Origin of the sequence: Bacillus sp. EKM208B, from assembly GCF_011800725.1 — a bacterium.
Taxonomy (GTDB): Bacteria; Bacillota; Bacilli; order Bacillales; family Bacillaceae; genus Bacillus; species Bacillus velezensis.
Genome location: NZ_JAANHO010000003.1, coordinates 348,615 through 364,167, shown reverse-complemented (window position 1 = coordinate 364,167; position 15,553 = coordinate 348,615). Strand labels below are relative to the sequence as shown.

General features: G+C 44.9%; 15 protein-coding genes and 1 pseudogene. 11 read left to right on the top strand and 5 right to left on the bottom strand.

The features are described from left to right. Positions 1-49: 49 nt before the first annotated feature. Positions 50-446 (bottom strand): annotated as a pseudogene (locus G9F75_RS20295) (MgtC/SapB family protein); the annotation flags it as partial. Positions 447-807: 361 nt separating this feature from the next. On the opposite strand from G9F75_RS20295, the gene G9F75_RS07410 reads away from it, so the two are divergent. Together G9F75_RS07410 and G9F75_RS07405 are read left to right on the top strand one after the other, a co-directional pair. Continuing rightward, positions 808-1,233 (top strand): MarR family winged helix-turn-helix transcriptional regulator, encoded by a 426-nt coding sequence (locus G9F75_RS07410; RefSeq protein WP_038461364.1) that lies wholly within the window; start codon positions 808-810, stop codon positions 1,231-1,233. Then, positions 1,217-1,564, top strand: coding sequence for a DUF3147 family protein (locus G9F75_RS07405; RefSeq protein ID WP_007407319.1), 348 nt, complete (start codon positions 1,217-1,219; stop codon positions 1,562-1,564). The genes G9F75_RS07410 and G9F75_RS07405 overlap by 17 nt, the downstream gene beginning before the upstream one ends. 192 nt (positions 1,565-1,756) lie before the next feature. On the opposite strand, the gene G9F75_RS07400 is transcribed toward G9F75_RS07405, so the two are convergent. Beyond that, positions 1,757-2,440 carry an HAD family hydrolase gene (locus tag G9F75_RS07400; protein WP_167409023.1) on the bottom strand — a complete coding sequence of 228 codons (684 nt, stop codon included), beginning with the start codon at positions 2,438-2,440 and terminating at the stop codon, positions 1,757-1,759. A gap of 17 nt (positions 2,441-2,457) precedes the next feature. Next, positions 2,458-3,219: a DeoR/GlpR family DNA-binding transcription regulator gene (locus G9F75_RS07395; RefSeq protein WP_022553515.1), complete on the bottom strand. Its 762-nt coding sequence runs from the start codon at positions 3,217-3,219 to the stop codon at positions 2,458-2,460. Between the two features lie 252 nt (positions 3,220-3,471). On the opposite strand from G9F75_RS07395, the gene lacG reads away from it, so the two are divergent. From lacG to G9F75_RS07350, 9 genes are all read left to right on the top strand, one after another. Continuing rightward, on the top strand, positions 3,472-4,872 hold the full coding sequence (gene lacG, locus G9F75_RS07390; RefSeq protein WP_167409022.1) for a 6-phospho-beta-galactosidase: 1,401 nt from the start codon (positions 3,472-3,474) through the stop codon (positions 4,870-4,872). Between the two features lie 63 nt (positions 4,873-4,935). Then, positions 4,936-5,250: a PTS sugar transporter subunit IIA gene (locus G9F75_RS07385; protein ID WP_007407323.1), complete on the top strand. Its 315-nt coding sequence runs from the start codon at positions 4,936-4,938 to the stop codon at positions 5,248-5,250. Positions 5,251-5,261: 11 nt separating this feature from the next. After that, on the top strand, positions 5,262-6,959 hold the full coding sequence (locus G9F75_RS07380) for a PTS lactose transporter subunit IIBC (protein ID WP_167409021.1): 1,698 nt from the start codon (positions 5,262-5,264) through the stop codon (positions 6,957-6,959). Between the two features lie 15 nt (positions 6,960-6,974). Next, positions 6,975-8,144, top strand: coding sequence for a galactokinase (locus tag G9F75_RS07375; protein ID WP_071181711.1), 1,170 nt, complete (start codon positions 6,975-6,977; stop codon positions 8,142-8,144). A 3-nt stretch (positions 8,145-8,147) separates the two neighbouring features. Next, on the top strand, positions 8,148-9,140 hold the full coding sequence (gene galE / locus G9F75_RS07370) for a UDP-glucose 4-epimerase GalE (RefSeq protein WP_103526972.1): 993 nt from the start codon (positions 8,148-8,150) through the stop codon (positions 9,138-9,140). A 1-nt stretch (position 9,141) separates the two neighbouring features. Further along, positions 9,142-10,641: a UDP-glucose--hexose-1-phosphate uridylyltransferase gene (gene galT / locus G9F75_RS07365; RefSeq protein ID WP_103526973.1), complete on the top strand. Its 1,500-nt coding sequence runs from the start codon at positions 9,142-9,144 to the stop codon at positions 10,639-10,641. Positions 10,642-10,692: 51 nt separating this feature from the next. Further along, positions 10,693-11,805, top strand: a complete 1,113-nt coding sequence (locus tag G9F75_RS07360; protein ID WP_167409020.1) for a glycoside hydrolase family 53 protein — start codon at positions 10,693-10,695, stop codon at positions 11,803-11,805. Positions 11,806-12,090: 285 nt separating this feature from the next. Next, the gene (locus G9F75_RS07355; protein WP_022553522.1) at positions 12,091-12,564 is read left to right on the top strand and encodes a MarR family transcriptional regulator; all 474 of its coding nucleotides are present in this window, start codon (positions 12,091-12,093) and stop codon (positions 12,562-12,564) included. A gap of 142 nt (positions 12,565-12,706) precedes the next feature. Further along, a complete protein-coding gene (locus G9F75_RS07350) occupies positions 12,707-14,119 on the top strand; it encodes an MDR family MFS transporter (protein WP_167409019.1) in 1,413 nt (470 codons plus the stop codon). 99 nt (positions 14,120-14,218) lie between these two features. Here G9F75_RS07350 and G9F75_RS07345 read toward each other — a convergent pair whose 3' ends face one another. Together G9F75_RS07345 and bla are read right to left on the bottom strand one after the other, a co-directional pair. Continuing rightward, on the bottom strand, positions 14,219-14,500 hold the full coding sequence (locus tag G9F75_RS07345; RefSeq protein WP_022553524.1) for a putative quinol monooxygenase: 282 nt from the start codon (positions 14,498-14,500) through the stop codon (positions 14,219-14,221). A 121-nt stretch (positions 14,501-14,621) separates the two neighbouring features. After that, positions 14,622-15,542 (bottom strand): class A beta-lactamase, encoded by a 921-nt coding sequence (bla, locus tag G9F75_RS07340; protein ID WP_154817881.1) that lies wholly within the window; start codon positions 15,540-15,542, stop codon positions 14,622-14,624. Positions 15,543-15,553: the final 11 nt, after the last annotated feature.

The following is a 15,553-nucleotide window of genomic DNA, read 5'->3' as shown; positions in this document are numbered from 1 at the left end:
CTGAAACTGACAGACAAAGAATGCGCCGCCGGTTTAAACAGAAAATTTAACAGTTCAAGCCCGATTAACGCCAAAATCGTGCCGCTGATGCCGATGACATACATACCCGCCCCGATCGTCAGCCCGATCCCCGACGTAGCCCAAATCCCCGCGGCCGTCGTAAGCCCCCGCACGACATGCCGCTGCAAAATAATCGTGCCGGCTCCTAAAAATCCGACGCCGCTGACGACCTGCGCCGCCACCCGGCTCGGATCAAAGGACGTATGGCTGTTGGATAACAAATCAAAAAAGCCGTATTTGGAAACGATCATCATCAAGGCGCTGCCGACGGCCACTAAAAAATGCGTCCTCAAACCGGCTTCCTTCGCCCTGAATTCTCTCTCCAATCCAATAAGAGCCCCAAGCAGACCCGCAACCGCCAGACGAATCACAAAATCAAGTTCCATCCGTCTCTCTCCTTTCCTTATCTTCTTACCCGCTTTTTATCCCCCGTATCTTTTTCAATCAGCACAGGACTGCCCAGCTGAAAAAAACTGCATTTGAATATATACTTTGGTTCTTTATCATATTGTCAGTGCTCTTATTTATATGCGGAAGGTATCAAGCTGAAGTTTCCGAAATAAGGGAAATAACTTATTGAGAGTATATTCAACAAGTTTATTCGTTGAAGCTGCGGCCGCTTGTCTCTTCCAATCTTCTAAAAACAGAACGAATGCCGCTCCCTCATGCTCAAAAATTGCTTTCAATCCGCAAAAATATATCGTATTATAAGATATAATCTTAATAAACGATAGAAGGTGGATGATGATGTCAAACGAAATCATGCGATTAAATGACCTCTGGACAGATATTTACTACCGGCTCCGTAATCAGCACCATGAAAAAATCACTCACCAAGGTGTACGGATTCTGCAAGTCATTCAAAAAGAGAAGGCAGTCGGAATAAAAGACATTGCCGAAGCGATTCAAGTATCACATAATACCGCTTCGGAACATATAAAGCGGTTACTGCAGAAAAAGTACGTTTATAAAACCAGAAGTGTTGAGGATGAGCGGAAAGTCATTTTAAAACTTACCAGTTTGGGGGCGGATGTCCTTTACCGGCATTCCGGTCTTGATGAAGAAAAGCTTAAACAGCTTCTTTTTGACAGCATGAATCATGAAGAACGAACACTTGTCTTAAAAGCATTCAGTTTGATGAAGGAGCGTGCTGAAGATGTTTACGATCGTTAAAATCATTGTCTCCGCTGCTATTATTGGGATTATCACTGAAATATCAAGAAGAAGCCCGAGTTATGGAGGTATTATAGCGGCATTACCAATTGTCAGTATGCTGAGCATGGTTTGGCTGTACATCCAAGGCGAAACGAAGGAGACATTAAGTCATTTTGCATTCAGCGTGGCTTCCGGCATCCCCTCCACAGTCATTATGCTGGTCATTATCGGCATCGCCCTTCGCCATTCACTGTCTTTCATTGCCGCATCAGGGCTTGGACTTACAGGATGGCTGGTTTTCTTGTATGCTCAGGATTTTATCGTAAAACATATAAACAGTCAGCAATAAGCACCTTAGCGCTTCTTTGTAAATACGAGGAATTAAAAAAACAGGGATACCCCTGTCTTAAAAGTGACTCCGATTAAAAAGCGAAGCCCCTTTCTTCACGAAGCAGACACCGCCGAACACAAAAACATCCCGTGTTGCGAACGGAGTCCGCAGCCTGTACAGCCATATCGGCATAAAAAACCGGCTGATCTCTCAAACAGAATGTCCGGCAATCACCTCAAAAAACGAGGTGAAATCTGTCAGTATCCCGTCACCCGCCAGCTGTTTTTCTTCAAATAACGCGCGGTTTTTTCCGAGCGGGTCAATGGCCATAATCTTGCCTGCACCTGCTTTTTTCGCCGCTGTGAGCCCCGAAAAGGCATCTTCAATGACTAAGCAATCTTCAGGTCTGAGGCCTAACTTTTCCGATGCGATGAGAAAAATATCCGGCGCCGGTTTTCCGGGGAAGCTCCCGTCATCAAACGTGACTTTGTCAAAATCAAACCACCGATCCAACTGAAAGACGTCAAAGTAAAACTCGACATTTTCCTTTACCGTAGCCGTGGCAATGGTCATTGGCGTTTCTGATTTTTTCAGATGGTTCAATACGCCGGTCAGTCCCTTCGTCAGCTTTAACTCATCTTTGTTTTCAAGGCATAATTCTCTGTAGTAGGCTTCTTTTTCAAAAGACAGCTTCTCGATTTCTTCATTTGTTAAATCGCCGGAAATAAAATACGTCAGGATTTCACTGTTTGTTCTCCCATGAATGTTAACGAAAATGTCTTCATCAGAAATGGTTTTCGGCGCGTATTTTTTCACCATGAAAAACCATGCTTTTTCGTGCAGATGCGAATCTTGAAACATCGTGCCGTTGAAATCAAAAATAACCCCTTTCATCGAACCGCCCGCCTTTTTTATTTTTTTGCGATTTTGACATCTACATATTGCTCGTAATGAATTTGAACATCTTTCATCACTTTATCATCCGTAATCAGATAATCCATATCATGCAAGTTATAGAACACGTAAAAATCTTCCCGGTTGAATTTTTTATTATCCGCCAGCAAAAATTTCGTCCGCGAATTATTCAGCGCGATTTGATGGGCTTCCCCTTCTTCAATGCTGTAAGAAGAAATCTCATCATTATGTATGCCATTGGCGCTGATGAAGGCTTTCGTAAAATTGAATTTCTGCAGATTGCCGTTCACGATGGGCCCGACGAAGGCACCGGTATTTTTTCGGAAATCGCCGCCAATCAGGATGGTATCCGCAGTGTCACCATGCTTTAAAATATCAAATACGGGATAGTTGTTTGTGATAATCCTGATTCGCTTATGCAGCAGGTGTTTGGCTAAAAGTTCAATCGTCGTGCCGGGCCCTAAAAAAACGGTATCGCCGTCATTTACATATGAAGCTGCGAGTTCCGCGATTTTCTCCTTCTCATCCATTTGAACACCCAGTTTTTCATTATGCGATAATTCGTGATCAATGGAATAAGATATGCTCTGTGCGCCTCCGTGAATACGTACGATTTTTCCGGCCTTATCCAGCTCGTCCAGATCTCTTCTCACTGTCATATCAGAAACATCCAGTTCATCGATAATATCACTCACCGTAATAAACCCCCGAGAGTTTACGATATCGATGATTTTTAAAAGACGCTCTTTTTTTAACATGTTCAATCATCCCCTCAACTTTACACACAATCTAACACATTGCGGCAATCCGGTCAACAAAAACAAACACTAACAAACAACATAATTAACATATAAAACAACGAAAAACTTATATAATCCCTATAAAAACAGATGTTATTTCTTTATGAAGCTATTGACAACAAAAATGTATGCGTTTACTATTAAACAAAAGATAACAATTATGAACATTAACAAACTCCAATTCACACATTGGCGAAGGAGGATTCAGTAATGCTCAAATTACCTCATGACTTTATTTTCGGCGGGGCGACTGCGGCATATCAAGCAGAAGGCGCCACAAAAGAAGGCGGCAAAGGGCCTGTAGCCTGGGATGAATTTCTTGAAAAACAGGGAAGATTCAGCCCTGATCCGGCAAGTGATTTTTACCGTCAGTTTCCGGAAGATATTAAACTATGTGAAAAATTCGGAATAAACGGCATCCGCCTTTCTATAGCCTGGACGAGAATTTTCCCTGACGGCACGGGCAAAATCAATCAGGAAGGTGTTGATTACTATCATCGTATTTTCTCAGAGTGCCATAAACGCAACGTCACCCCTTTTGTCACGCTGCATCATTTCGATACACCGAAAGGATTATTTGATCAGGGAGATTTCCTCAACCGCGCTGCAATAGAAGCGTTTGTCAGCTATGCGGAATTTTGCTTTAAAGAATTCAGCGAAATCAGATATTGGAGCACGTTTAACGAAATTTATCCCACAGCCACCAACCAGTATTTACTTGGGGTTTTTCCGCCATCTGTTAAAAGTGATATCACAAAAGTCATTCAATGCCTCCATCACATGATGGTAGCGCATGCGATGACCGTCAACCTTTTTAAAGACGGCGGCTATCCGGGAGAAATCGGTGTCGTTCACTCATTAGAAACAAAATATCCCGCCAGCGACTCAGAAGATGACCGCCACGCCTGTTTTCTGGATGACGCGTTATCAGTGAGATTCCTCCTCGACGCCACCTACCTCGGCTATTATTCTGAGGAAACCATGCGGGCTCTGGATGAAATCTGTGAGGCAAACGGCGCTTCCTACGAGTTTTCAGACAGTGACTTTGACGTGATGAAAAAAGCTTCAACGCGCAATGATTATCTCGGCATCAATCATTATCAATGCCATTTCGTCAAAGCGTACGACGGAGAAACCGTTATTCACCATAACGGAACGGGCGATAAGGGCACTTCGGTCTATAAAGTAAAAGGAATCGGCGAAAGAATTTACAAAGAAGGCCTGAAGCGGACTGATTGGGACTGGCTCATTTATCCTGAAGGCATGTATGACATGCTGATGCGCATCAAACGGGACTATCCGCAATATAACAAAATTTACATTACCGAAAACGGCATGGGCTATAAAGATGAGTTTGAAGACGGCATCATTATGGATAAGGCAAGAATCGACTATTTAAAAGTCTATTTAGAAGCCGTCAGTAAAGCGATTAGCGACGGGGTCAACGTAAAGGGATATTTCTTATGGTCCTTAATGGATTTATTTTCATGGACCAACGGCTACAACAAACGTTACGGTCTTTTTTACGTCGACTTCGACACCCAAAAACGGTATCCGAAAGAATCGGCCTACTGGTACAAACTTGTAAGTGAAACAAAAACAATCATTTAACGATCATACATGGTGAAAAGAGTCTCTTTTCATCATGTGTGCCGTCTTTAGGAGGTTTTTTTCATGACAAAGGAAGAATTGCAGATGCTCGGTTTTGAAATCGTCGCCTATGCCGGCGACGCCAGAAGCACTTTATTGAAAGTCCTGAAAGAAGTCCGTGCCGGAAACTTCGAAAACACGGAAGCAGCATTGAAAAGCGCCGATGAAAATTTAACCCTCGCCCACAATGCGCAAACGAAAATGTTAGCTGAAGAAGCTGACGGCAAGGACATGGAATTAGGATTTATTTTCGTTCACGGTCAGGACCACTTGATGACAACCCTTTTGCTCCGTGATCTTATTCAGGATTTTATAGAACTCTACCGAAGCCGCCGATAAGGAGTGGAAAAATGAACGGTATCATCAAGCAAATCGAAAAGGGAAAACCGTTTTTTGAAAAAATCTCAAGAAACATTTATTTAGGCGCGATCCGCGACGGCTTCTTAACTGCCATGCCTGTTATTTTATTCGCCAGCATTTTCATCCTCACCGCCGCTGTGCCGGAAGTGTTGGGCTTCACTTGGCCTAAAAGTGTTTCTGAATGGCTTTGGAAAGTTTATAACTATTCAATGGGCGCCCTCGGTCTGATCGTTGCGGCAACAAGTGCGAAATGCCTGAGTGAATCAATGAACCGAAAAATGCCTAAAAACAAAGGGATCAACCCCGTTTCAGCGATGCTTGCTTCAGTCGTCGGGTTTCTCATTTTAAGCGTCACTCAAATCGATGGCGGATTCTCGACGGAATACCTCGGCACAAAAGGTCTTTTAGCCGCTTTTGTATCCGCTTTCATAACAGTGAACGTTTACAGATTCTGCGTGCTGAAAAATATTACGATTAAAATGCCTAAAGAAGTACCGGGTACCATTTCACAAACATTTAAAGATGTTTTTCCGTTCGCTTTTTCCGTTTTGGCCATGGTGATCGTTGATTTATTGATCAGGAACACGCTGAACGTATCGTTTGCGGAGGCTCTCTCCTCTCTCTTATCGCCGTTTTTTACCGCCGCAGACGGTTATCTTGGGATTTGTATCATTTGGGGAATGATGGCGCTGTTCTGGTTTGTCGGCGTTCACGGGCCTTCTATTGTGGAACCTGCCATCGCAGCTATTATTTACGCAAATGTGGAGGCGAATCTTCAGCTTCATAATGCCGGCGAGCAAGCGTCCAACGTGCTGACCGTCGGACTCGGGAACTTCGTCGGCACAATGGGAGGGACCGGCGCAACCCTTGTTGTTCCGTTTATCTTTCTTCTTTTCGCGAAATCCAAGCAATTGAAAGCAGTCGGAAAAGCATCCGCGATTCCGGTGTCTTTCGCAGTAAACGAACCTCTTCTCTTTGCTGCGCCGATTATTTTAAATCCTTATTTTTTCATTCCGTTTGTTGTAACGCCGATGGTGAATGTCTGTCTGTTTAAATTTTTCGTGGATGTCATCGGAATGAACAGTTTTATGTATGTTCTTCCGTGGGCCACTCCGGCGCCCGCCGGCTTGATTCTCGGAACCGGCATGGGGCTCTCGGCTTTTGTGCTGACGGTTGTATTAATCATCGTCGATTTCCTGATATACCTGCCATTCTGTAAAGCTTATGACAAAGTATTAGCGGCGAAAGAAGCCCAACACACCGAACCTGAAAGCGCGCCGCAAACATTACAGCCCGCCATGGCCGGCGCCTCCGAAGACGCGTCCTCCGTCATCAGCACAAATCTTCAGGAATCCTCATCCGCCTTGGAACACAGCACCAATGTGTTAGTGCTGTGCGCCGGAGCGGGAACGAGCGCCATGCTTGCGAACGCACTGACAGAAGGAGCCGAAGAATACAACGTGCCGATTACCGCCTCAGCAGGCGCCTACGGTTCCCATTACGACATCATGAAAGACTTCGATATGATCATTTTGGCTCCGCAAGTCGGCTCTTATTACGATGACATTAAAGAAGATGCGGACCGCCTGCATGTGAAACTCATCGCAACGAAAGGAGCGGAATATATCAGCCTCACCAGAAATTCACAAAAAGCCATTCAGTTCATACTGGAGCATACCTCAAAATAGAATCGGGGGTTTATCATGGATGCAAAACTTTTGAAATTAAGATTCGAAGACGTTTTCAAGAGAAGTAACGGAGAACTGTTTTTCGCACCCGGCCGGATCAACCTGATCGGGGAACATACGGATTATATAGGCGGCCACGTTCTCCCCTGCGCGATTACGATCGGAACATATGCCGTATGCGCAAAACGCGGAGATCATCAGATCCGGTTATACTCAGAAAACTTTCCTGACAGCGGCATTGTCTGCCTTGATCTTTCCGCCACAGCATACAAAAAAGAAGACGGCTGGGCCAATTATCCGAAGGGGATGATCCATTACCTTCTTAAAGCCGGCGGCCAAATAGACAGCGGAATGGATATTCTTTTTCACGGTACGATTCCAAACGGAGCCGGTTTAAGCTCCTCCGCTTCTATTGAAATGTTAACCGGCTCCATTTTAAGAAAGTTATTCAGCCTGGATGTTTCCGATACTGAACTGGCGCTTATCGGAAAAAGAGTCGAAAATGAATTTATCGGCGTGAATTCAGGCATTATGGATCAATTCGCAGTGCAAAAAGGCAAAAAGAACATGGCCATTCTGTTAAACTGCGATAAGCTTGAGCACGAAATGATTCCGGCTGCTTTTAACGGATATAAAATCGTCATTATGAATACGAACAAGCGCCGGGAGCTGGCGGCTTCAAAATATAATGAACGCCGCAGCGAATGCGACGAGGCTCTCTCGGAACTGCGGCAATATCGGAATATCGCATCACTTGCGGAATTGACGGCAGAAGAATTCAACGAACTCGAATCCCTTCTCTCCTGTGAAACGTTGCGTAAAAGAGCCCGGCACGCGGTCAATGAAAACGAGCGGACCCTCTCAGCCGCGGAAGCTCTCAAATCGAATGATTTGAAAACGTTCGGCGAGCTGATGAATGCGTCCCACCGTTCGTTACGCGATGATTATGAAGTGACCGGTGACGAATTAGACGCGCTCGCTGAAGCAGCCTGGAAAGAAGGAGCACTCGGAGCGCGGATGACGGGCGCGGGGTTCGGCGGCTGCGCCATAGCCATTGTGGAAAGTGAAGAAACCGCCGGCTTTATCCGGGCCGTTTCATCTCACTACCGCAGCAGGACAGGTCTTGAGGCTTCTTTCTACATCGCGGATATAAGCGATGGCGCGGCTGAATGGAGGGAAAACTAAATCATGGCGATTCTCGTTCTCGGCGGAGCCGGCTATATCGGTTCTCATGCGGTTGATCAATTATTAAACAAAGGATTTAAAACGATAGCTGTGGATCATCTGCAGACAGGCCACCGGAAAGCTGTTCATGAAAAAGCAGTTTTTTACTATGGAGATATCCGTGACAAACCGTTTCTTCGCTCTGTGTTCGCGAAGGAGAACGTAACAGGCGTTCTCCATTTTGCCGCTCAATCCCTTGTCGGCGAATCAATGAAAGACCCTCTTTCATATTTCAATAATAATGTGTACGGTACACAAATTACGCTGGAGGTCATGCAGGAATTCGGGGTGAAACACATTGTGTTTTCTTCATCCGCCGCTGTATACGGCGAACCTGAAAAAGTGCCCATCACAGAAGACATGCCGGAAAAGCCGGAAAGCGCATACGGCGAATCAAAACTCATGGCAGAAAAAATGCTGAAGTGGTGTGAAACCGCCTGCGGCATAAAATATGTCTCGCTTCGGTATTTTAACGTTGCCGGCGCGAAAACGGACGGTTCCATCGGAGAAGATCATCATCCGGAAACCCATCTTATCCCTATCCTTTTACAAACCGCGCTCGGTCAGCGCGAGGAGGTTTTTATATTCGGCACTGACTATGATACAAAAGACGGCACGTGCATCCGCGATTATGTTCATGTTTCCGATTTAATCGATGCCCATATTCTCGCTCTGGAATATTTGCAAAACGGCGGAGACAGCGGCATTTTCAATTTAGGATCAAGCAGCGGGTTTTCCGTATCAGAAATGGCGGAAGCGGCCCGGCAAGTGACCGAAAGAGACATAAAAGTAAGAGCGGCCGCAAGAAGACCCGGTGATCCAAGCACCCTCATCGCTTCCAGCGATAAAGCACGGAACATTCTGGGCTGGAACCCGAAACAAACGGACATATCGGAAATCATTGCGTCAGCATGGAATTGGCATCGGCATCATCCAAACGGATACAAGGACAAATGAAATGGAGGCGGCGGTCATTGACGTTTTTGAATCAGTGGCAGGGTTTCTGAAAGAAAGCACTGTCTTAGGCGACATAAATGAAACAGATGTGATTTACACAAGAAACAGACTTCTCGATCTGCTCGGACTGACGGATTATGCAGAACCGAAACATATCAAGAAACAAAACAGGCTTCACTATTTGGACGAAATGGTGAAAGACGCGGTAAAACGGTCAATCATAAACGATACGCCGGCTGAAAGAGACATGCTGGGAAGCAGAATCATGGACGTGATCACACCGGCCCCTTCTCTGATCAATGCCGCATTCAGCGAATTGTTATCAGATTGCCCGAAAAAAGCAACAGATTATTTTTATAGATTGAGTCAAAACAACGACTATATTAAGACGCGGGCCATCCGAAAAAATATCGTATACCGCTCACCAACACCTTTTGGAGAATTGGACATCACCATTAATTTATCAAAGCCCGAAAAAGACCCTAAAGACATCGCCGCGGTAAAAAACAGTCCGGAAAACCGGTATCCGACATGCCTGCTCTGTATGGAAAACGAGGGGTATGCCGGAACACCGCATTACCCTGCCCGTTCAAATCACCGCATCATCAGGCTTGACTTAGCGGGAGAACAGTGGGGTTTTCAATACTCTCCTTATGCGTATTACAGCGAGCATGCTATCTTTCTTTCAAGCGTGCACAAGCCGATGAAAATCAGCTGCGACAGCTTCAGAAGGCTTCTGGCCATTACGGAAATTTTCCCGCATTATTTCGCGGGATCAAACGCTGACCTGCCGATCGTAGGAGGTTCCATTCTTTCACACGATCATTATCAAGGCGGCGCCCATGAGTTTCCGATGGCAAAAGCGGGTTCCCTCTACCCTTTTCATATGCGTCATTTTCCAGACGTTCAGGCCGAAGCCGTGAAGTGGCCGGTATCAGTGATCCGCCTTCGCGCAAAAGATCCGGATTTGCTGACAGATGCCGCTGCGTATGTTTTTGAAAAGTGGCGGGAATATTCAGACGAAACCGTCAGCATCATCGCAAAGACAAATGAACCCCATAATACCGTCACCCCAATTGCCAGACGCAGGGGAACGGATTTTGAAATCGATCTCGCTCTCAGAAACAACCGCACCTCCGAAGATTATCCGGATGGCATTTTTCACCCGCATCAAGATGTCCATCACATCAAAAAAGAAAATATCGGTCTGATTGAAGTGATGGGACTCGCCGTTTTACCTCCCCGCCTGAAAGATGAGCTGGCAGAAGTGAAAAAGTATTTACTGAATGAACCTCATGACATCAAAGACATTCATCTTCCGTGGGCTGAAAATATCAAAGCGGATAAAGACGTGACACCGGAAAATGCAGCCGCTGTTTTACAAAAAGAAACAGCGAATGTATTTTTACGCGCGCTGACCGATGCAGGCGTTTTTAAAATGACACCCGAAGGAATTCAGGCGTTTCAGCGTTTCACGACATTATTGGAGAATGGCAGCTGAAACATTCAGAGTGAAATCAATCAACAATCTTTTTTATCAGGAGGTATTGTGATGTTCAAAAACCGATTGAAACGTGTATTTGTAAACGCAATCTGTCTTTCTCTCATTTTCACTGCTTTTACATTCTTTGAGAAGTCTCCTAAAGCAAAAGCGGATGCCCCGTTTGCCTATGGCGCTGATATAGGATGGCTGAAACAAATGGAGGACGAAGGTGTGCGCTGGCTGGATGACGGCGGAAAACAGAAAGATGCCTTGCAGATTCTTAAAGATCACGGAATAAATGCCGTGAGACTGAGAGTGTTTGTGAATCCGCCAAGCAGCTATTATTGGCTGAAAGACGGCACAACATGGACCATGCTCGGCTATAGTGACAAAGCGGGCGTACTTGCGGCGGCCAAAAGGGCAAAAGCGTTAGGAATGAAGGTAATGGTTGACTTCCATTACAGTGATGTGTTCGCTGATCCCGGCCACCAGATCAAGCCGAACCAATGGACCGGCTATTCAAGCAGCCAGCTGCAGGCAGCCGTGTATAACCATACGTACGATGTCATGAAAGAACTTAAAAATCACGGCATCTCCCCTGATTGGGTGCAAGTAGGGAATGAAATGAATTCAGGAATTTTACTGCCCGACGGCAGCACGAACGATTTCAGCAAATTGACCGCCTTACTGAACAAAGGCTATGACGCCGTGAAATCCGTCAGCCCGGCCACCAAGGTCATCAGCCATTTGGCACACGGCACGGACAACAGCCTATTCAGATGGTGGTTTGATCAATTCTTTAAAAACGGAGGAAAAACCGACATCATCGGCGTTTCATTCTATCCCTATTGGGAAGGTAAGCCGTACTGGGAGCTCACCGGCCAATTATCATCTAATTTGAATGACATCGCCTCACGCTACAACAAGGAAGTCATGGTGGTTGAACTGGGCGGAGATGAAAATAATCCGAAAGATTCCTACTGGACCATAAAAGACACCATAAAACTGGTGAAAGCGGTTCCGAACGGCAAAGGAACCGGCGTATTTTACTGGGAGCCCGAGGCTCACTCCAGCGTTCTGTCAGACGCGTATCCATTAGGCGCAACCGCCAAAGTGTCTAAAAACGTCTTGAAATACACAACCGCAATCGACGCTTTTCATGACACCGCAACAGGAAAATGATTGATGCGAATCTCAAGCAGGCTCATTTCGCAGCCTGCTTTTTTATAAGGCTGTAGTGTTGGCCTGTTATGAAAAAGAGCAAGTAACGAATACGGAAAGAAAAATACCCGAAAAACCACGTTTCGGTTAAAAAGCCGCTTTTTAAATAGAATACTTCTTCTGTTCCCCCTCCTTCTTATTTCTGCGCACTATCTCTCAGTTCCTAAATAATAACTTTACGATTGTTGAAAAAGAAACAAAAATTTTATAATATTGTGTAAGCACCACCGAGCAGGAGGACGGGACATGGACAAAAAAGAACAGCTCCTCACGGATTTCAGGGACTTTTTTAACAAGATGGTGTGGCTGAATAGGCTGAAGATGGAAGAAAGCCTTAAGGGGCATAAACCTTCTGAAGTGCATTGCATCGAATTCATCGAAAAAATTGAAGACGCCAATGTGACAAAACTTGCGGAGTCTCTTTATATGACAAGAGGCGCCATAAGTAAATTAACGAAGAAGCTTATCAATAAAGGCCTTATCGAAAGCTATCAGAAGCCGCTTAACAAGAAAGAAATCTATTTCAGGCTTACCGAGCAAGGAAAAGTCATTTATAAAGTTCACGAGGAATTGCACAAAGAGTTTCAAGAACGCGACAAAATCGTGTTTGAACAAGTAACTGATGAACAATTTGACACAATGCTGAACTTCGTGGAAACATACAGCAGGCATTTAGATTCAGAAATAAAGAAACTTGGTGCAGACATGAAATCGGAATAAATATGAATAAAACCATAGGCAGCCCTGCTCCATGAAAACGGGCTGCCTTTTTATATCCCTCTTATTGTTGACAAAGAAACAAAATCACTCTATTATTTTGTTGACAAGGAAACAAAGACAGCGATTTTGAGAGGAGAATAATATGTCAACACATAAAAGAAAGGAACTTCGGCTGCCAAAAGAAGTTCTCACAGCCGCCTGGGCTATTGCACTGGGAGCAATCGCTCCAATGCTTGACTCTACGATGGTAAACATCGCCATCGACAAACTGACCAAAGACTTCAACACGACATTGGATACCATTCAGTGGTCCGTTACAGGCTATGTCTTAGCACTTGCAATTGCAGTACCCGTATCCGGCTGGCTTATGAATAAATATAACGGTAAGAAAATCTTCATCGGCTCAGTCATCGCCTTTGGTGTCATTTCTGTTTTTGCGGGAATGAGCCGTGACGTTTCCAGCTTCATCGTCTTCCGTTTGCTTCAAGGATTCAGCGCCGGTATTATGACTCCGCTTATGTCAACACTCTTGGTTAAAACGGCAGGTCCGGAAAACCTGGGAAAAGTGATGGCAATCGTCAGCACCCCTATGATCTTCGGCCCGATCTTAGGACCTGTCATCGGAGGCTTCATCGTCCAAGGCGCTTCATGGCATTGGATTTTTTACATCAACGTGTTCATCGTTTTGATTGCCGCACCGCTTATGATGAAAACCATTCCAGACTTTGAACCATTCAACAAAGATCGTAAACTCGATATTTTCGGGATTATCAATTTGTCATTAATGAGCGCGGCATTGATTTACGGTATTACGAAAGCGGCGGATCATGCATCATTTAACAATAGCGACACCATTTTATGGGCGGGCATCGGTCTTGTTTCAGCAGCCATTTATCTTGTATATAATCTGATCAAGAAAAACCAAACCGTGCTGCCTATGAATTTGTTTGCAAACAAAAGCTTCTTAGCATCTTCGATCGGGTTGTTCTTAGCGAATGTTGCCATCATGGGGCCGATGTTAATACTTCCGCTGTTTTTTCAAAACATTCGTCAGTTCACGGCAGTCGGAGCAGCACTCGCTTTAATCCCTCAAGGAATCGGAATGCTCGTGACTCGTCCGCTGATCGGAAAAATGATTGATAAGATCGGTGCGAAATACGTGGTTACGGTCAGTCTTGTTCTTTCGCTGATCGGATCTATCCCGCTTATTTTTATCACCGATAACACAAGTATGATTTGGATTTCCGTCGTATTATTTATCCGCGGCACCAGTTTTGGAGGAATTATGCTCCCATTAATGAGTGACGCTTATACAGGCCTTGACAGCAAACAGCTTCCGGAAGCGGGTGTCGGTATTCATATGATTGAAAACCTCGGTTCCAGCTTTGGGTCAGCTGTGATCGCAACCGTTACCGCAACTGTCATACAAGGATTGCAGCCGACGATTCCGAACAGTTTAAAAGGCTACCATGCCGGGTTCTTAGTATCCGTCATCATCCTTGCGGCCATCTTCATTCCAAGTCTGTTCCTTACCCATAAAAAGACTGCGATATAAAGAACTTTTTAAAGTAAAAAAACCTTGCGCAGCAAGGGTTTTAGTGAACGAAACTGATGATTGTTGTTGACAGAGTCGGCCAACAATAGACAAAGCCTTTTACTCATTCACATTGCTTTTCATTAACCATTCTACTTCCGTTAATTCTTGTTTTTGAACGTCTTTTGTATGTTTTTTCGTAAAATGGACTTTAACAGCTTCTTCGTTTTCCCAAATCTCCCAAAGCATGATTTTGCGTTCTGATGGTTCGAGCGGATGAGCATGGAACTGAATACAGCCTTCTTCTTTGTTCGTTTCTTCCTCAAGTTTTTTGAATTCCTTCATTATTTCATTAAGGTCTTTATCACTGATAATATTTAAGCATGCCGTTATGTAATGCATCGAAACTCCCCCTCTTCCCATCTTTTTATGGCTTTACATTATAACATTTATCGAAAAACGAAACCGGCATACCGCATTCTCAACATATAAAAAACCGTCCATAAAAAATGAACGGCAATGTTTATTTAAGGGCATTAAGAGCGACTTTTGCAGCCTCAGCGATAAGAGCATTATTATAATTGGCATCTTCCGTAAACCGGTTTGACAGGATTGCCAAAACAATTGGGGCTCTGTCAGGCGGCCAAACGATCGCAATGTCGTTTCGTGTGCCGTAGCTTCCGGCTCCAGATTTATCGCCGACTTCCCATCCTGAAGGAGCGCCTGCCCGAATCAGTTCGTCGCCGGTAGCGTTGCCCTGCATCCAATCCGTTAAGATCGTGCGCTTGTCAGTCGTTAGAGTGTTACCCAAAGCGAAAGTCTTAAGATCAGTTGCCAGTGCTTTTGCGGTGCTTGTGTCACGACGATCCCCGGGAATCGCCGAGTTTAGATCCGTCTCGAATCGATCAGCTTTTGTTACATGATCCCCGATCTGTTTCAATGACTTTTCAAAACCTTTAGGGCCGCCAAGCTGCTGCAGCAATAGGTTCCCGGCGGTATTATCGCTGTAACGGACAGCGGCTTCTGAGATTTCTTTCAGGCTCATGCCTGTATCCAGATGTTTTTCTGTGATTGGAGAATATGTAACTAAATCGTCTTTGCTGTAGCGGATGATGGCATTAAGTTTTTCATTTGAGCTTTTCTTCAGAACAGCAGCCGCGGCCAGAACTTTATAGGTTGATGCGTAAGCAAACCGTTCATTCGGCCGATAGGCGATTGTCTTGTTTGAACCTGTATCAATCGCATAAACCCCAAGCCTGGCATCAAATTTTTTCTCAAGCTGAACAAATTTCTGATTCGTTATACAGCTTGTCATTTTTGTGTCTTCTATAGACTTCGCTTCAGCATGCGCTGAGCCGAATAAAGGATTGAAACCGGTAAAGCTTAAACATAAAAGTCCAATGCATATTCCAAATTGTATTCCCGCTTTATTTTTCACGTTCATCAGGCCTCCTC